Origin of the sequence: Sphingomonas sp. ASY06-1R (assembly GCF_052180265.1) — a bacterium.
Lineage (GTDB): Bacteria > Pseudomonadota > Alphaproteobacteria > Sphingomonadales > Sphingomonadaceae > Sphingomonas_I.
On the sequence record NZ_CP197464.1, the window covers coordinates 3,745,911 to 3,763,318 of the forward strand.

General features: G+C 65.8%; 13 protein-coding genes. 2 read left to right on the forward strand and 11 right to left on the reverse strand.

Annotated features, from left to right (window positions below; genetic code table 11):
* The first annotated feature begins 145 nt into the window (after positions 1-145).
* A protein-coding gene (locus tag ACSBM8_RS17680; protein WP_442679301.1) for an IS630 family transposase occupies positions 146-1,089 on the forward strand; the annotation gives its coding sequence in 2 pieces (ribosomal slippage) (positions 146-482 and positions 482-1,089; 945 coding nt in all).
* 553 nt (positions 1,090-1,642) lie between these two features.
* On the opposite strand, the gene ACSBM8_RS17685 is transcribed toward ACSBM8_RS17680, so the two are convergent.
* The 6 genes from ACSBM8_RS17685 to purH all read right to left on the reverse strand — a co-directional run bounded on the left by ACSBM8_RS17685 (position 1,643) and on the right by purH (position 9,113).
* Positions 1,643-2,401, reverse strand: a complete 759-nt coding sequence (locus tag ACSBM8_RS17685) for a glutaminyl-peptide cyclotransferase (RefSeq protein ID WP_442679302.1) — start codon at positions 2,399-2,401, stop codon at positions 1,643-1,645.
* Positions 2,398-3,297 carry a DMT family transporter gene (locus ACSBM8_RS17690; protein WP_442679303.1) on the reverse strand — a complete coding sequence of 300 codons (900 nt, stop codon included), beginning with the start codon at positions 3,295-3,297 and terminating at the stop codon, positions 2,398-2,400. Before ACSBM8_RS17690 ends, ACSBM8_RS17685 begins: the two co-directional genes overlap by 4 nt.
* A gap of 55 nt (positions 3,298-3,352) precedes the next feature.
* Positions 3,353-4,171 carry a 2,3,4,5-tetrahydropyridine-2,6-dicarboxylate N-succinyltransferase gene (gene dapD / locus ACSBM8_RS17695; protein ID WP_442679304.1) on the reverse strand — a complete coding sequence of 273 codons (819 nt, stop codon included), beginning with the start codon at positions 4,169-4,171 and terminating at the stop codon, positions 3,353-3,355.
* Positions 4,168-4,833: a pyrimidine 5'-nucleotidase gene (locus ACSBM8_RS17700; protein ID WP_442679305.1), complete on the reverse strand. Its 666-nt coding sequence runs from the start codon at positions 4,831-4,833 to the stop codon at positions 4,168-4,170. Before ACSBM8_RS17700 ends, dapD begins: the two co-directional genes overlap by 4 nt.
* A gap of 257 nt (positions 4,834-5,090) precedes the next feature.
* Positions 5,091-7,409, reverse strand: coding sequence for a DNA translocase FtsK (locus ACSBM8_RS17705; protein ID WP_442679306.1), 2,319 nt, complete (start codon positions 7,407-7,409; stop codon positions 5,091-5,093).
* A 132-nt stretch (positions 7,410-7,541) separates the two neighbouring features.
* Complete coding sequence (gene purH / locus ACSBM8_RS17710) at positions 7,542-9,113, reverse strand: bifunctional phosphoribosylaminoimidazolecarboxamide formyltransferase/IMP cyclohydrolase (protein ID WP_442679307.1); 1,572 nt, start codon at positions 9,111-9,113, stop codon at positions 7,542-7,544.
* Positions 9,114-9,217: 104 nt separating this feature from the next.
* Between purH and nhaA the strand changes: the two genes are divergently transcribed.
* A complete protein-coding gene (gene nhaA, locus ACSBM8_RS17715; protein ID WP_442679308.1) occupies positions 9,218-10,381 on the forward strand; it encodes a Na+/H+ antiporter NhaA in 1,164 nt (387 codons plus the stop codon).
* Positions 10,382-10,509: 128 nt separating this feature from the next.
* On the opposite strand, the gene ACSBM8_RS17720 is transcribed toward nhaA, so the two are convergent.
* From ACSBM8_RS17720 to ACSBM8_RS17740, 5 genes are all read right to left on the reverse strand, one after another.
* Entirely contained in the window at positions 10,510-10,755 is a 246-nt protein-coding gene (locus ACSBM8_RS17720) for a ribbon-helix-helix domain-containing protein (RefSeq protein WP_442679309.1), read from the reverse strand.
* Between the two features lie 11 nt (positions 10,756-10,766).
* Positions 10,767-11,489, reverse strand: coding sequence for an acetoacetyl-CoA reductase (gene phbB, locus ACSBM8_RS17725; RefSeq protein ID WP_442679310.1), 723 nt, complete (start codon positions 11,487-11,489; stop codon positions 10,767-10,769).
* Positions 11,490-11,518: 29 nt separating this feature from the next.
* Positions 11,519-12,526 carry a ferrochelatase gene (gene hemH, locus ACSBM8_RS17730; protein WP_442679311.1) on the reverse strand — a complete coding sequence of 336 codons (1,008 nt, stop codon included), beginning with the start codon at positions 12,524-12,526 and terminating at the stop codon, positions 11,519-11,521.
* Positions 12,523-14,769: a molybdopterin cofactor-binding domain-containing protein gene (locus tag ACSBM8_RS17735; RefSeq protein WP_442679312.1), complete on the reverse strand. Its 2,247-nt coding sequence runs from the start codon at positions 14,767-14,769 to the stop codon at positions 12,523-12,525. Before ACSBM8_RS17735 ends, hemH begins: the two co-directional genes overlap by 4 nt.
* Positions 14,770-15,237: 468 nt before the next feature.
* A complete protein-coding gene (locus ACSBM8_RS17740; protein ID WP_442679313.1) occupies positions 15,238-17,346 on the reverse strand; it encodes a prolyl oligopeptidase family serine peptidase in 2,109 nt (702 codons plus the stop codon).
* Positions 17,347-17,408: the final 62 nt, after the last annotated feature.

Genomic DNA, 17,408 nt, shown 5'->3' on the forward strand with positions numbered 1-17,408 from the left:
CGCGTGCGCCACCGTGGCCCTGCAGGCTACATTTGCCTAACTCAGCCCGGGCCTAGAGGCTGAGTCGGCTGGCCTGAATCGGTTTGTGATTCACAAGTTGCGATAAGTCTGATTCAAGCTGCTGGCCGTTGGGAGGTCGGCAGATGTGGGTCGAGCCTATTCAGATGATCTGCGTGAGCGGGTAGCGGCATCGGTGTTGGGTGGCCGGTCGTGTCGGGCGACAGCTGAGCTGTTCGGCGTCAGTGTGGCGAGCGCGGTGAAGTGGTCACAGCGTCTTCGGGCGACTGGCAGTGCCGCGGCGCGGCCGTTGGGGCGCCGGCAGCCGCGCTCCCTTGCGGCGGAGCGAGCGTGGCTGCTGGAGCGGCTGGCGACCAAGCCGGACGTGACGCTGCGTGCGCTGGTTGCGGAACTGGGCGAGCGCGGCGTGGTGACGAGCTACGGTTCGGTATGGCGGATCGTGCGCGAGGCCGGCGTGACGTTCAAAAAAAGACGCTGATCGCCCGCGAGCAGGACCGGCCGGCGATCGACCGGCGTCGGGCGCAATGGCGCAAGTATCAGGGCCGGATCGATCCGCGGCGGCTCGTCTTCATCGACGAAACATGGGCCAAGACCAACATGACCCGACTGCGCGGCTGGTGCGCCCGCGGCCTGCCGCTCGTTGCCAAGGTTCCGCACGGTCACTGGCGCACGCTGACCTTTCTGGCAGCGCTCCGGCACGACCGCATCGACGCACCGCTCGTGCTCGACGGTCCCGTCAACGGCCAGAGCTTCACGGCGTATGTCGAGCAGTTCTTGCTGCCCACCCTCTCGCCCGGCGACATCGTCGTCATGGACAACCTGGGCAGCCACAAGGGCAAGGCCGTCCGCCAGCTCATCCGCTCCGCCGGTGCCAGGCTCCTGTTCCTGCCGCCCTACTCGCCCGACCTCAACCCCATCGAGCAGGTCTTCGCCAAGCTCAAGACATTGCTGCGCAAAGCCGATCCGCGCTCAGTTGAAGCAACATGGCGCCAGATCGGATCACTCCTCGACGCCTTCCCACCAAACGAATGCGCAAACTACCTTCGCAACAGCGGATACGCTTCAGCTTAGATGGATCAGACTCTAGTACGAGGTCGGCGATCTGGCCAAGCTTGCCGACCAGCTTCCCCGTCCAACTGACCCTGCGAATTCGAGCAGGGGTCATGATCTCCATTTCCGAAGCGAAACCACCGATTGACGGATCGCCACCGCTAACCTTTTCGCGAAATGTCGCTCGATCGGTTACCAGGCGATCGAGCATCATTCCCTGGTCGGCTGACAGGGTCGCTTTGGAGGGCGGTAGGGGCCGGGGATCGATGTTCAATAGTCCAGGGCCCTCCTCGCCAGCTCGTTCAACGCTCCACGTTCCGTCGTCACGCCGCGATGCGACGACGCTCCACTCGGTTTTCGTGTGATGCTGTGCCACACCGTAAACGACTATCATGGTGTCAGCGGCAGGCAGGGCTACGCCGAGGCGAGCACGCAAAGCTTCGCCCGGGTGCTGGGATCGCTCGGTCGCAACGCGATCGGGCGCTGCGGCAGCTGCGGATATGCCACATAGGAGCAGCAGCGCAATTGCGGATGTTCGCATGATGATACAGTCCTGCCGACAGATGGGTCTTTACTAACGCGCGTCCGGCAGCTTGATCTCGAACAAGGTCGGCCAGTTCTTGCCGGTAACGTAGAGCCGGTCTGTCTTCTTATCATAGGCGATCCCGTTAGGCACCGCGTCGTCGCCGCTGGCTTTGGTTTGGCGCCACAGCGCCGTCAGGTCGATCCATCCCTTCACCTGGCCGGTGGCGGGATCGATGCGGGCGATCAGCGCGGTCTGCCAGACGTTCGCCAATATCTCGCCATGGACATATTCCAGCTCGTTCAGCAGCGCGACCGGCTGGCCCTCCGCGGTCACCGGCAAGCGCCGCATGACCTTCATCGTCTTGGGATCGAGGAATCGCAGCACCGGCGTGCCATCCGACATGATGATCTGACGACCATCCTGGGTCATCGCCCAGCCCTCGCCGCTATAGGTCCATTTGCCCGCGGGCTTCAGCCCCGGCAGCGTCCAGATGAAGCCTTTGCCGCCATGCCAGACCAACGAATAGAGCCGGTCGCCCCAATCGACGATGCCCTCGCCGAACAGCGGGCGCGGGATGGTAATGCTCTGGAGGGTGCGGCCGGTCGCCAGCTCCTTCTTGCGGATGAAGCTCTGTCCCTCATAGCCGGTACTCTCATAGAGCCAGCCGTCGCGGATCAGGAGGCCTTCGGTGAAGGCGCTGGTGTCATGCGGAAACGTCCGCACGACCTGGGCCGGCGCCACCGGCAGTTTGGCCTGCGCCACACAGGCGACGGCGACAAACAGCAAGGCGAAAAGAAGCCGCATCATCGCCGCTGCACCACACGTCCATCGATCGCGGCGAGGCCGAGGCCGATCAGCGCCATCCCCGCAAAGTGGCGCGGCGCGAGGCTTTCGCCCAGCAGGAAGGTTCCAAGCAGCACGGCCGTGATGGGAATCAGGAAGGTCACCAACAGGGAGTTGGTCGCTCCGGCCGATGCCAGCAACCGGAAATAGAGAATATAGGCGATTGCGGTCGAAAAGAAGGCAAGCGCCAGGAGCGCAGACCACGCCCCGCCGGTCGGCGCGGAGGCGTGCCATGGCGGTTCGAACAGCAGCACCAAAGGCAGTAGGATCGCCGCGGCGGCGCTCAGCGACCCGCTGGCGACCGCGACGGGGGCCACGCCCATCGCCCGGAAACGCCGCCCCCACACGCCGGCAAGCGCATAAGACAGTGTCGCGCCGAGGCAGGCGATCTGCGCCACCACGTTGGTTCCGATCTGGCCGAGCAGATCCGCCCCGATCATCACCGCCACCCCGGCAAAACCCAGCAGCACACCCGCCATCCTGGCGGGCGTCATCCGCTCGTCTTGCGTAAACAGGTGCGCCACGATGACGCCCCAGATCGGCGTGGTCGCGTTCAGGATCGATGCGAGGCCGGACGGGATGGTACGCTGGGCCGTGGCGAACAGGAAGAAGGGCAAGGCATTGTTGAGCAAGCCCAGCAGGAACAGCGCCGAGACCGCGCCGGGCGGCAAGGCAAGCGACTCGCGCCGAAAAAGCCGCCATACCCACAGGAATATCGCGGCAAGGCTGACGCGCAGCAGCACCAGGGTCAGCGGCGTGACCGAGCGGATCGCGATCCCGATGAAGTAGAAGGACCCGCCCCACAGCACCGACAGGATCAGCAGGATGATCCAGTCGGTGCGGGACATTTGCGTGCTCATGCGACGATCCTAGCGGCCTGCAACCATCGCGCGCATCCCGTCGCTTGCGCTCAAATTAGTCGCGCAGCAGTTCGTTGATCCCCGTCTTGGACCGCGTCTGCGCATCGACCTGCTTGACGATCACCGCGCAATAGAGGCCGGGGCCGCCATCCTTGCCGGGCAGCGTGCCTGGCACCACAACCGCATAAGGCGGCACGCGGCCCATGAAGACCTCGCCCGTGGCGCGATCGACGATCTTGGTCGAGGCGCCGAGATAGACGCCCATCGAGAGGACCGCGCCCTCCCCGACATGCACGCCTTCGGCCACTTCGGAGCGCGCGCCGATGAAGCAACCATCCTCGATGACCACCGGCCCGGCCTGGAGCGGTTCCAGCACGCCGCCAATGCCGACGCCGCCGGAGATGTGGACGTTGCGCCCGATCTGCGCGCAGCTGCCGACCGTCGCCCAGGTATCGACCATCGTGCCCTCGCCAACATAGGCGCCGATATTGACGAAGCTCGGCATCAGCACCGCGCCCTTGCCGATGAAGGCGCCATGCCGGACGACGCAGCCAGGCACGGCGCGGAAGCCGGCGGCGCGGAAATGCTCTTCATCCCAATGCGCGAACTTGGTCGGCACCTTGTCGAAGGCCGGTCCGCCGGCGGCGCCGCCGACGATGCGGGCATTGTCGTTCAGGCGGAAGGACAGCAATACCGCCTTCTTAAGCCATTGATTGACCTGCCAGTCATGGCCGGCCTTCTCGGCGACGCGGTATGTGCCCGCGTCCAGCCCGGCGAGCGCGGCTTCGACCGCATCGCGTATTTCGCCCCTCGTCTCGATGGTGAGCGTATCGCGCGCCTCCCAGGCGGCGTCGATCGTGGCTTCGAGCGTCATTCTTCCCCCATCTTATCTTCAAGCCATTGGCCGAGGTCGGCGGTCCGGTAGTCGATCCCGTCCTCCTTGTCCTCCCCGACCTGTTCGGATCCGTTATCAATCCACAAGGTGGTGATGCCGAGCCGCTTGGCCGGGGCCAGATTGCGGGCGAGATCGTCGGCAAACAGCGCCCGCGCCGGATCGACCCCGAACGCCTCCACCATCGATTGATAGGCGCGCGGATGCGGCTTGGGCTGATAGGCCATGGCGTGGATGTCGTGGATCGCCTCGAACGTCTGCGACAGGCCGACGCGCGCCAGCACGCGCTCGGCGTAAGGCGTATCGCCATTGGTGAAGATCAGCTTGCGCCCAGGCAGCCGCGCGATCGCCTCGACCAGGCGCCGGTCTTCGCGCAGGACGTCCATCTCGATCGCGTGGACATCCGCCAGGAATTCGTGTGGATCGACCCCGTGATCCGCCATCAGGCCCGACAGGGTCGTGCCATGCTGGCGGAAATAGCTTTTCTGAAGCGCATAGGCTTCCTCGTGCGGCAGCCCGGTCAGCCGCGCGACATAAGCGGTCATACGCTTGTCGATCAGCCCGAACAGATCCGACGCCGCCGGATAGAGCGTATTGTCCAGATCGAAGATCCAGGCGTCGATATGGGCAAGCGCGGGGTTCATGGGCGTGCCGCTATCGTGAGTCGCCCGGTGCGGCAACTCTCTGCGACTCCGGCTTCGGCTCGGGAGCTGGAGCCAAACCCGCCCCGCTCATGCTGAGTAGAGACCGAGTAGGCGCATGAGCGCCGTATCGAGGGCTCGTATCGAAGCACGCTTTCGTGAGGATCCTTCGATACGGGCTCTCGCTACGCTGCTGACGCAGCTACTCGATCCCTACTCAGGATGAGCGGATAGCAGGGGCAGGTGTTAGACCGCCTCGGCTATAAATAGCTCGCCAGATCCGCCGGCTCGATCAGCACTTCACGCCGGCCGACATGGTCGGGAGTCGAGATGATGCCCTGTTTCTCCATCCGTTCGATCAGACGGGCAGCGCTATTGTAGCCGACGCGCAGCTGGCGTTGCAGCCAGGAGGTCGAGGCTTTGCGATTCTCCACCACCAGCTGCACGGCCTTGCGATAGGTTGCCGTTTCCGGATCGTCCGGACCGGTCGGCGCGCCTTCGATCTCGTAACTGCCTTCCAGCGGTTCCTCGGTGACCGCCTGGATATATTCGGGCGGTCGCTGCGCCTTCCAATGGTCGGCGACGCCACGCACCTCGTCGTCGGAGACGAAGGGCCCGTGCACGCGTACGATCTGCTTGCCGCCGGCGACGTAGAGCATGTCGCCCTTGCCCAGCAATTGTTCGGCGCCCTGTTCGTTGAGGATGGTGCGCGAATCGATCTTGGAGGCGACCTGGAAGCTGATCCGGGTCGGCAGATTGGCCTTGATCACGCCGGTGATGACGTCGACCGAAGGACGCTGCGTCGCCATGATCAGATGGATGCCCGCCGCGCGCGCCTTTTGCGCCAGCCGCTGGATCAGGAACTCCACTTCCTTGCCCGCGGTCATCATCAGGTCGGCGAGCTCGTCGACCACGACGACGATCATCGGCAGCGGTTCATATTCCAGCTTTTCTTCTTCGTAGATGGGCTGGCCGCTATCGGCATCATAGCCGGTCTGCACGCGCCGGCCGAGCGGCTGGCCCTTGGCCTTGGCCGCCTTCACCTTCTCGTTAAACGAGGCGAGGCTGCGCACCTGGATCGTCGCCATCATGCGATAGCGCTCCTCCATCTGCTCCACCGTCCATTTCAGCGCGCGGATCGCCTTGGCAGGCTCGGTCACGACCGGGGAGAGGAGATGCGGGATATCGTCATAGACGCTGAGTTCCAGCATCTTGGGATCGATCATGATCATGCGACACTGATCGGGGGTGAGCCGATACAGCAGCGACAGGATCATCGCATTCAAGCCGACCGACTTGCCCGAACCGGTCGTACCGGCAACGAGCAGATGCGGCATCGGCGACAGATCGGCGATCACCGGATCGCCGCCGATATTCTTGCCCAGGATCAGCGCGAGATTGCCCGGCCCCTGATTCTCGAACTGGTGGCTGGCGACCAGTTCGGACAGGACCACGCTTTCGCGCTTCTGATTGGGCAATTCGATGCCGATGACGGTACGGCCCGGAATGGTCGCGACGCGCGCCGACAAAGCCGACATGTTGCGCGCGATATCGTCCGCCAGCGCAACCACGCGGCTCGCCTTGATGCCGGCGGCCGGCTCCAGTTCGTACATCGTCACGACCGGGCCGGGGCGCACCTCGGTAATGTGGCCGCGGACGTGGAAATCCTCGAGCACGGTTTCCAGCAGCCGGGCGTTGCGCTCCAGCGCCGCCTTGTCGAGCTGGCCGGTGACGGGCGGGGGCGGCGGCGACAGCAGGTCGAGCGTCGGCAGCGCCCAGGTGTCCCCCAGATCCAGCTTGGCCTGCCGTTCGCGCTGGCCGCGCTCGCTGGTCGGCGCCTGGCGGACGGGGGTATTGATGGTGGGGCGCGGCGGTTCGACCGCTTCGACGTCGGGTTCGGGCACAGCGGCGCGGACCTTCGCCGGCGCCTGCCGCAGCGGACGCGTGACCGAAACGCGCTCTTCCCGCACGCCGCGTTCCCGCCGCTTCAGCAACGCGGCCCGTTCTTCCGCATCCAGGCCAAGCGACCACAAGGCGATGGTCACGCCGACGATGCCGAGGATAAGGACGGTCGCGATCCGGATCCCCATCGCCCAGCCAGGCTGCACCATGGCGAGCCCGCCATCGATCGCACTCGCCGCGATCAGACCGATCCCGCCGCCCGGCCCCGCCGGCAATACGCCGAGCAGGCCGATATGAACGAGCGCCAGCGCGACATCGCACAACAGCATCGCGAGGATCGTCAGCGGCAAGGCACGCTTCCACTCGCCCGGATGCACGCCGCGCCACAAGCGTAGAGCCACCACCACGAGCGGGGGGATGAGCAAGACGGCCGGGAGGCCGAACAATGTCAGCAGAAGGTCGGCGCCCCAGGCGCCGGGCGACCCCAGGATGTTGCGGACGGGGCCGCCGGCGGCGGTCATCATCGCGGGATCGGTGGGCGAATAGCTCGCCAGGGCGAACGCCAGCAGCATAGCAAAGGCGAGCACCGCGAGCGCGCTCAGCATCGCGCCACCGCGCTGGCCGATCCGCAGCGCCTGGCCGCGCCAATTGCTCCCCTCCGCGATCCGCGTCGCCATTATTCCGCTATCCCTGTCGAACTGGCGTGAATTGTGCCTGAAATGTTCCGCGCGTGCAAACGCGCCGGCGCCGCCGCCGCCCGCGCTTCGGGGCGGACTATCGCGTCCGCGGCAAGGAGGACGACGACGGCCTTAGTGGCGGAAGTGCCGCATCCCGGTGAAGACCATCGCAAGGCCGGCTTCGTCGGCGGCGGCAATGACTTCGCTGTCGCGCATCGATCCGCCCGGCTGGATCACCGCCGTCGCGCCCGCCTCGACCGCGGCCAGCAGGCCATCGGCGAAGGGAAAGAAAGCGTCGGATGCGACGGCAGACCCGATCGTGCGGGGCTCCGCCCAGCCCGCCTTTTCGGCCGCGTCCTTGGCTTTCCAGGCGGCGATGCGCGCGCTTTCCAGCCGGTTCATCTGGCCCGCGCCGACACCGGCGGTGGCGCCGTCCTTGGCATAGACGATCGCGTTCGACTTGACGTGCTTGGCAACGGTCCAGGCGAAACGGCAATCGGCCAGCTCCCGATCGGTCGGCGCGCGTTTCGTGACGATCTTCAGATCATCGACACCGATCGCGCCATTGTCGCGCGTCTGGACGAGCAGGCCGCCCGCAATCGACTTCAGCTGCAGCCCCGCGCGGCGGGGATCGGGCAAGTCGCCGGTGATGAGGAGGCGCAGATTCTTCTTCTTCGCAAAGACCGCGCGGGCCGCATCGTCGGCGGCCGGGGCGGCCACGACTTCGGTGAAGATGCCGGAAATGGCTTCGGCCGTCGGGCCGTCGAGCGGGCGGTTGACGGCAATGATGCCGCCGAACGCCGACACGCTGTCGCAGGCGAGCGCGGCCTTATAGGCATCGATCAGCGTGTCCGCAGTGGCGACGCCGCACGGATTGGCGTGCTTGACGATGACGACGGTCGGCGGGCCGTCGCGGAACTCGCTCACCAGCTCCAGCGCGGCGTCGGCATCGTTATAATTATTGTAGCTAAGCTCCTTGCCCTGAAGCTGCTCGGCCTGCGCGATACCGCGCGCCGAGGGGCCGAGCGGCAGGTACAGCGCGGCTTGCTGGTGCGGATTTTCGCCATAGCGCAGCGCGCTGCCCTTCCGGACGGGGATCGACATGGTTTCGGGAAGAGCCTGGCCCTGATCGGCCGAAGCAAACCATGAGGCGATCATGGCGTCATAGGTCGCGGTCGCCGCAAATGCCTTGGCCGCGAACAGCTTGCGCTGGTCGAGACTGGTCGTGCCTTCCGCGACCGCAGCATAATCGGCGGGGTCGGTCACGATGGCGACATATGCGTGATTCTTGGCGGCGGATCGGACCATCGACGGCCCGCCGATATCGATATTCTCGATGATCTCGTCGCGCGCGGCGCCCTTCGCGACGGTTTGCGCGAAGGGGTAGAGGTTGACCACGACCAGATCGATCGCGCCGATCGCATGCTCTGTCATGGCGGCGGCATGTTCGGGATCATCACGCACCGCCAGCAGCCCGCCATGGACCTTGGGGTGGAGCGTCTTCACCCGCCCGTCCATCATCTCGGGAAAGCCGGTCAGTTCGGATACGTCCAGCACGGTAAGGCCGGCGTCACGCAGCGCCTTGGCAGTACCGCCCGTCGAGACCAGCTCCACCCCCTTCGCGTCAAGGGCCTGGCCCAATTCGGCCAGCCCGGTCTTGTCGGAAACGGAAAGGAGCGCGCGCTTGATCGTGATATCGGTCATGCGCGCGGCCTTTAGCGAACAGTCGTCCGAAGGCCAGCCCCCCAAATCCGCGAAATCCGGTTTTTGGATGCAGTTTCAGGCGGCCTCACCTATCCCAACAATTGATGACGACGCGTGCACAACCGGCGAACGCCCTCCAGGCCTTCCTCCAAAGTGAAGCAGCGGGCGGCATCCTGCTGATCGGCGCCGCCGCGCTGGCGTTACTCGTTGCCAATAGCGGCCTTGGCCCCGCCTATCAGCATGCCCTGCATGTCGAATTCGCCGGCCTGTCGTTGCTACATTGGGTCAATGACGGCCTGATGGCGATCTTCTTCCTGCTGGTCGGGCTAGAGATCAAACGCGAATTCGTGGTCGGGCACCTCGCCAGTGGGCCCAGCCGGATCCTGCCGGGGATTGCGGCGCTCGGCGGGATGATCGTCCCGGCCATCCTCTACATGCTGATTGCCGGCCGGACCGCTGGCCTTGCCCGCGGCTGGGCTATTCCCTGCGCCACCGACATCGCCTTTGCGCTGGGCGTGATCGCCATGCTCGGCAAGCGCGTACCGGTGTCGCTCAAGATCTTCCTCACGACGGTCGCGATCATCGATGACATGGGCGCGGTCGCGATCATCGCGCTGGTCTACACGGCGGGCATCAAGGCGCTGCCTTTGCTGGCGGCGGCTGCGATCGTCGCGGTGATGATGATGCTCAACCGCAGCGGCGTCACGCGGCTTTGGCCCTATCTCGTCTGCGCGCTCCTGTTGTGGGCGGCCGTGTTGATGTCGGGCGTGCATGCGACCGTCGCCGGCGTGATCGCCGCGATGACGATTCCGGTGCATGATCGGGATGAGGAGACATCCCCGCTTCACCGCCTGGAACATGCGCTTCACCCCTGGAGCGCCTTTCTGATCGTGCCGCTGTTCGGCTTTGCCAATGCCGGCGTTTCCTTCACCGGCATCAAGCTGGCCGATATCCTCTCGCCGCTGCCGTTCGCGGTTGCGATAGGGCTGTTTCTGGGCAAGCAGATCGGCGTGCTGGGATCGGTGTGGCTGGCGATACGATCGCGCTTGGCGACGAGGCCGGACGGGGCCAGCTGGCCGCAAATCTACGGCGTGGCCCTGTTATGCGGGGTGGGTTTCACGATGAGCCTCTTCATCGGCGGACTGGCGTTCGATCAGCCGCTCCTGATCGACGAGGTGAAGATCGGGGTGTTGATCGGCTCGCTCGTCTCCGCGCTGCTGGGCTACGCGCTGCTCAGAATGACTGCCAGACCTGCGTCCGCCGAATAAGCGGTAGCCCTCACACAACCCCAACCGTCCTGCTGAACTTGTTTCAGCATCTATCCATCCACCGGATTGGCGGTGCCTGTGACGCGATGGATGCTGAAACAAGTTCAGCAGGACGAATCGGGGGATCGCTAGCGATCGGCCAAATCCATCAGCCGTCGCTGCGCTTCCTCCATCAGCCACACCCTGATCGCACTGGCGAGGTTGACCGGATCGGCCTGGCCGGTCCGCCCCGCATCGATCCGCGCGACCAGCGCGCTGATCGGCAGCTTCTCCATATCGGCGGCGCGTTTCAACGCGTCCCAGAAGATCGGCTCAAGGCTGACCGAGGTGGCGTGGCCCGCGATCATCACCGAACGTTTGACGGGGCCTGCCATGCCGGCAGGCCTCAATACATGTGCTGGCCGCCGTTGATCGACAGGGTCGATCCGGTGACGAACGCGCCATCTTCCGAACAGAGGAAGGTGACGCCGCGGGCGATTTCATGCGCCTGGCCCAGGCGGCCGATCGGAATCTTTGCCACGATCTTCTGCAAGACCTCGGCGGGAACCGCGGCGACCATGTCGGTATCGATATAGCCGGGCGCGATCGCGTTCACGGTGATGCCGAAGCGCGCGCCTTCCTGCGCCAGCGCCTTGGTGAAGCCGTGAATGCCCGATTTCGCCGCCGCATAATTGACCTGGCCATATTGGCCGGCCTGGCCGTTGATCGAGCCGATATTGACGAAGCGGCCGAACTTGCGGTCCTTCATGCCGGCGAAGGTCGCCTTCGCCATATTGAAGCAGCCGCCGAGATTGGTGTCGATCACCGCCTTCCAATCGTCGTAGCTCATCTTCATGAGCGTGCCGTCGCGCGTGATCCCGGCATTGTTGACGACGATATCGACCGGACCAAGGACGCGTTCGACCTCGGCCACCCCGGCAATGCAGGCTTCGTGGCTCGACACATCCCATTTGAAGACGGCGATGCCGGTCCGGTCGCTGAACGCATTGGCGCGCTCGTCATTGCCCGCATAATTGGCCGCGACCGTCACGCCCTGTTCCTGCAGCGCAAGGCTGATCGCCTCGCCGATGCCACGGGTTCCGCCAGTCACGATCGCAACGCGCGCCATCAGTCTCTCCTCTATATCTCGGTTTCAGCCTAGGAAGCCGCGATCCAGCCCGCAAGCTCCCGCCTCAGCAAAAGTTGCAGCATCTCGATCCCGGGCGCGCCGTCATTCAGGCAGGGTAGATAGGCAAAGTCGGTCCCGCCCGCCTCCAGGAAGGTTTCGCGGCCGCGGATCGCCAGCTCTTCCAACGTTTCCAGACAATCGGCCGAGAAACCCGGAGAAAGGATCGCGATCTTGCGGACGCCCTGACCCGGAAGCGCGGCCAGGGTGACGTCGGTCGCAGGCTCCAGCCATTTCGCGCGACCAAAGCGGCTCTGAAAGGTGACGACCAGCTCGCGGCCCATGGCTTCGCTCAGCAGCCTGGCGGTCTTTTGGCAGTGGCAATGATAGGGATCGCCGAGCTCCAGCGTACGCTGGGGCATGCCGTGAAAGCTGGTGAGGATCGCCTCCGGTTCGAACGGCAAGGCCGCCAGCGACGCCTCCACACTGGTCTTGAGCGCATCGATATAAGCGGGATCGTCATAATAAGGCGGCAAGGTGCGGAGCGCGGGCTGCCAGCGCATCGCTGCCAGCGCGGCAAAGGCGCTGTCGTTGGCGGTCGCGGTCGTGGCCGCGCAATATTGCGGATAGAGTGGCGCGATCAGGATGCGGTCGCATCCGGCCGCCTTCATCGTGCGCAATCTATCGCCGATCGCCGGGCGGCCATAGCGCATCGCATAGTCCACCAGCACGCTGTCGCCAAAGGCGGCGCGCAGGGCCGCGGCCTGCAACGCCGTGATCGCCGCGAGCGGGGAGCCGTCCTCACGCCAGACCTGGGCATAAGCGTGCGCGGATTTCTTGGGCCGCGTGCGCAGGATGATGCCGCGCAGGATCGGCTGCCACAGGATTGGCGGGATTTCGACGACGCGACGGTCGGAGAGGAATTCGGCCAGATAGCGCCGCACCGCGCCGACATCCGCCGAGTCGGGCGTCCCCAGATTGGTGATCAGCACGCCAATCTTCGGCGCGGGGATCGCGGGATGTTCGGGCGGCCGGTTCATGCGAGGCGCAACGGCAGGCTGCGCAACCGCTTGCCGGTGGCGGAAAAGAGGGCGTTGGCGATCGCCGGCGCAGCGACCGGCACACCCAGTTCCGCGACCCCGCCGGGCGCTTCGGTGGAGGGGATCAATTCGACATGCACTTCGGGAATATCCTTGAGGCGAGGCAATGACAGCGCGTCGAAATTGGTCTGATCCGGCAGGCCGCGTGCGAAGGTAAGATGATTGCCCAGCGCCGAGGCAAGCCCCCAGACCAGGCCGCTTTCGATCTGCTGGCGGACGATATCGGGATTGATCAGGCGCCCCGCATCCACCGCCGCGATCATGCGCATAACCCGAATGCGGGCGCCGTCGTGCGATGCCTGCACATAGAGCGCGATGTGGCTGCCGAAGGCGGAATGGCAGGCGAGCCCCTCGCCCGCCTTGGCCTTGCCGCTCCACCCCCCAGCCGCCGCCGCTTGCGCCAGGCACCGCGCGAGCCGGGGCGCCTGCGCCAGCTGGCGGCTGCGGAAGGTCAGGGGATCCGTGCCCGCCCGCGCGGCCAGCTCGTCGACAAAGGATTCGGTGAAGAAGGCGGTGTTGGCATGCGCGCCCGACCGCCAGACGCCGGCGGGGATACCGATATCGGCGGCCGTCTGATCGATCGCCACCGCGGGAATCGCATAAGGTGGCATTGCGCCCTCGACCGCCGCAGGCTCCGCGCCGGACGACCCATGGCCGGTCAGCCGGCGGACCGCGTCGCTTGCGCTGGACGCGGTCGCGATCCGCGCCCGCCAGCCCGCAATCCGGCCCTGCGCATCCAGCCTGGCGGTCATCCGCGCCCTGGCGGGCGGGCCATGACGGCCGCGGCGCATCTCCTCCCCCCGGCTCCACATGACCTGCACCGGGCGCCTGGCCCGGATCGCGAGCGTGGCGGCCTGGATCGCGGCATCGTTTTCCAGTTTGCGGCCAAATCCGCCGCCGACCAGCGTCGGGTAGACGATGACCGTCGCGATCCCCGTCGCCGCCGCGATGGCGGCCCGGGCCAGGCCGGGCGCCTGCGTCGGCATCCACACTTCCAGCCGGTCGCGATCGGCGCGTGCCGTCGCCACCAACGGTTCGATCGTGGCATGCGCCTGCAGCGGCACATCATAGACGGCTTCGATCAGCCCGGCGCCGGCCAGCACATCGTCCGGCTTGCCCGTCTTCACCATCGTTTCGCCCGTGCCGGTCAGCGCGGCGTCGAGAGCCCGGGCGACCCCCGCGCTGTCCGGCAAAGCGCCATTGGTGGCAAAGCGCGGCTGCATGACGTCCAGCGCATGATCGGCCGCCCACCAATTGTTGGCCAGCGCCGCAATCCACCCCTCGCCGCGCACGACCGCACTGACGCCCCACACTTTGTCCGCGGCGGCCATAGTCTCCCCCGCGAGCCGGGTGTCGCCGAGCGGACCGTGGCGGACGCTGGCAAACAGCATGTTAGGCAGGCGCACATCGCCGGCGAAGCGCGCACTGCCATCGACTTTCGCCGGAAGGTCGACCCGCGGCATCGACTTGCCGGAAATATTGCCTTCGCCCGGGCGGCGCAGCGGCGGCCTGACCGGCGGCTTGAAGGCCGCCGCCTCCGCCGCAAGTTCGCCGAAACGGAAGCGATCGTCGCCGCGCACGACGAACCCCGCTTCGGTCTCGCAGGCGCGCCAATCCACCCCCAAACGCTTGCCGGCCGCCATCGCCAGCAGCGCCCGCGCAAACGCGCCGGCCTCGCGAAACGATTGTTCGAAGGCACGGACGGAGGTGGAACCGGCGGTGATCATCAACGCGTGTCGGGTCGCCCATTCGCGTGCCGCCCAGCTGCCGATCCCGCGCAGGAAATGCGGCACATGCGCCGCGCCATAATCGCCCGCGATCAGGCGGTTGGCATAGAGCGGACTGATGGGCGCCGGCTCCACGCCGATCTGCCGCCAATCCGCACCCAGTTCGTCGGCCAGGGCCTGCGGCAACGCCGTCCAGATCCCCTGCCCCATTTCGGCCTGCGGAACGATGACGGTGACGCGGCCAGCGGTATCGATCTTGAGGAAGGCCCCCAGCACGGTCTCACCGGGCAGGGCCGCGACGTTGGGCGAATAGTCGCGCGGCCACAATTCCCAGGCGAGCAGCAAGCCGACGCCCAGCCCGCCGCCGATCAGCAGCGTGCGCCGATCGAAGCCCGTATCTTTCATGTCCGGCGCAACCATCCCGGCCTTGATAGGGTGCGGGCGGTGGCCCGTCACCCTCCTTCCTCCGCGCCGCCAAAGTCATCGCGATCGCGGCGGCCCGCCAAGAGGAGAAAACCAAAAAAACACCAGAAACGAACTTGATGATCCGGGAGGTTTCGCGACGGACCGGGGCCGCCCTATGACGGCAATCCGGTGCGCGCGGCGACGTCGCGCGGCTTGATCGACACGATCAGGACCGCCGCGACGCTGCTGCCAGATCTGAGAAAGAGCGTATCATTGGGAAGGGCGGGTGTCGGATCGCCGAGCCCCAATGTACGTTTAGTGCGTACATATGTCAAGTTTTGGCCGGACCGGCTGGGTAACACGGGACATAGGGCAGGCACCGCGCCAAGCCCCATCCCGGCCGCCTGCCGGGCTACGGCGCCCACATCCCCGGCGCCATCGCGCGCCTCGCGCGCCATGGACCCCAGCCTGCGCTGGGGTGACGCGGGAGGTGGGGCGCGAGCGTTCGGGAAGTCCGGACTATTTTACCGGGGTGGAAGGCGGCTCGGTCGGGTCCATCAGTTTGCGGGTGAAATAGGTCATTTCCAGCGCGACCGCGCGGGCGGCCTGCTTCAGGTTGGCACCGGCGGCGTGGCCGCCTTCGGTATTCTCCCAATAGAGATAGGGCAGGCCATATTCCTTCATCCGGGCGGCGAATTTGCGCGCCTGGACCGGGCCGACGCGATCGTCCTTGGTGGTCGTCCAGATGAAGGGTTCGGGATATTTCCCGTCGCGGCGCAGCGCCTGATAGGGCGAGGTCTTTTCCCAGAAAGCGCGCTCGGCCGGCACGCTCATGCTGCCATATTCACCGACCCAGGACGACCCGGCCGACAATTGCTCATAACGCAGCATATCCAGCAACGGGATCTGGATCGCGACCGCATGCCACAGATCGGGCCGCTGGGTCATTTCGACGCCCATCAGCAATCCGCCGTTCGATCCACCATAAATGCCCAAACGACGCGGCGACGTGATGCGCCGCTTGATCAGATCCTCGGCCACCGCGGCGAAATCGTCATAGACGACCTGGCGCTTCGTCTTGAGGCCCGCTTCGTGCCAGGCAGGGCCGAATTCGCCGCCGCCACGGATATTGGCGAGCACATAGGCGCCGCCCTTTTCCAGCCACAGCTTGCCGCGCGTAGCCTGATAGACGGGCGTTTCGGATACCTGGAAGCCGCCATAGGCATTGAGCAGGGTCGGCGTGCTGCCATCATATTTGATGTCGGCGCGATGGACGATGAAATAGGGAATGCGGGTGCCGTCCTTCGACGTCGCCTCGAACTGTTCGGTCACCAGGCCGGCGGCATTGTAACGCGGCGGCATCGCCTTGATCTCCCGCGCGGTCGCCTGCGCCGCATCCGCCAGCCACAAGGTGGTCGGCACCGTGAAGCTCTGCACGTTGAGATAGGCGTCTTCGCTCAGGCGATCCGTGCTGACGATGCCGATCGAGGCATTGTCCGGCAGCGGGATGCGCTTGGCTGTCCAGCCCGACGTGCCCGGCGCGAAGCTCCAGGCCTGACCGCGGACATTGTCGTAGATCACCGCCAGCACATGATCGCGCGTCGTCGCCACCTCGTCGATCGATTGGCGCGGGCCGGGCGCAAAGACGAGCTGCTGTTCGGCGACCTTGCCGCCGGCAATGCGATAGCCGACCAGCGACCCGGCCTTCAGGCCCTTCCAGTCCTGATCGATGCGCAGCAGCAATTGGTTCGCGGCGAAACCCTGCAGCCGGAACTTGGTCGGCAGATCGAGCTTCGCCGTCTTCTGCCCATCGACCACGAACAATTCGGATTCGAAGAAGGTGACGCCGCGCTCGATCACGGTCAGGCGGTGGCCCTGGCCATCGACGAAACTGTTCGGGCTGGCGCTGACGTCGCTCGGCTTGCCGCGGAAGATCTCCGCCGCCTGCTCCAGCGGCTGGCCACGGCGCAACCGCTTCACGACGAACGGATAGCTCGATGTCGTCATCGTGCCGGGGCCCCAGTCGCGCGCAACCAGCAGGCTGTCCGCATTCTCCCACGTCACGTTCTGCTTCGAGGTGGGCAAGGCGAAACCGCCCTGCACCATGGCGCCGGAGCCCAGATCGAACTCACGCAGCGACGTCGCGTCCTCGCCGCCGTTGGACAGGTTCAGCAGACACAAACGCTCGCCGACCGGTTCGCAATCGGCGCCTTTCCATACCCAGCCCGTCTTTTCGGCCGTGCTGAGCGCATCCAGATCGAGCAAGGTCCGCCACTGGGGCGTGGCGGTGGCATAGCTGGCCGGCGTCGTCGTCCGCCAGATGCCGTGGACATGGCCCGCATCCTGCCAGAAATTGGTGATCTGATCGCCGATCTGGCCGGGCATCGGGATACGGTCCGTCGCTTCGGCGATCTTGACCGCATCCGCATACAGGCCGGCGTAGCGCGGATCGGTTTCCAGCACGGCCAGCGACCGCGTATTTTCCGTCTCCACCCATTTCAGCGATTCGGGCGAAGAAATCTGCTCCAGCCAGATATAGGGATCGGTGGGCGGCGGCGCGGCAATGCTCACCGTGGGGAACGACGCGAGAAGGAAAGCAAGCAACAATCCGCGACGAGACGAAGCCATCTGAAATCCTTTTGAAACATGGGCCATTCCTCGCGCGGGCGCCGGGCGCGGTCAATGGCCGT

Bases quoted from the DNA above. Each gene is read 5' to 3' on its own strand.
- ACSBM8_RS17720 (WP_442679309.1), bottom strand. From the start codon at position 10,755: ATGGCAGGCCCCGTCAAACGTTCGGTGATGATCGCGGGCCACGCCACC.
- ACSBM8_RS17685 (WP_442679302.1), bottom strand. From the start codon at position 2,401: ATGATGCGGCTTCTTTTCGCCTTGCTGTTTGTCGCCGTCGCCTGTGTG.
- ACSBM8_RS17705 (WP_442679306.1), bottom strand. From the start codon at position 7,409: ATGGCGACGCGGATCGCGGAGGGGAGCAATTGGCGCGGCCAGGCGCTG.
- ACSBM8_RS17690 (WP_442679303.1), bottom strand. From the start codon at position 3,297: ATGAGCACGCAAATGTCCCGCACCGACTGGATCATCCTGCTGATCCTG.
- ACSBM8_RS17700 (WP_442679305.1), bottom strand. From the start codon at position 4,833: ATGAACCCCGCGCTTGCCCATATCGACGCCTGGATCTTCGATCTGGAC.
- ACSBM8_RS17740 (WP_442679313.1), bottom strand. From the start codon at position 17,346: ATGGCTTCGTCTCGTCGCGGATTGTTGCTTGCTTTCCTTCTCGCGTCG.
- nhaA (WP_442679308.1), top strand. From the start codon at position 9,218: ATGACGACGCGTGCACAACCGGCGAACGCCCTCCAGGCCTTCCTCCAA.
- dapD (WP_442679304.1), bottom strand. From the start codon at position 4,171: ATGACGCTCGAAGCCACGATCGACGCCGCCTGGGAGGCGCGCGATACG.
- hemH (WP_442679311.1), bottom strand. From the start codon at position 12,526: ATGAACCGGCCGCCCGAACATCCCGCGATCCCCGCGCCGAAGATTGGC.
- purH (WP_442679307.1), bottom strand. From the start codon at position 9,113: ATGACCGATATCACGATCAAGCGCGCGCTCCTTTCCGTTTCCGACAAG.
- phbB (WP_442679310.1), bottom strand. From the start codon at position 11,489: ATGGCGCGCGTTGCGATCGTGACTGGCGGAACCCGTGGCATCGGCGAG.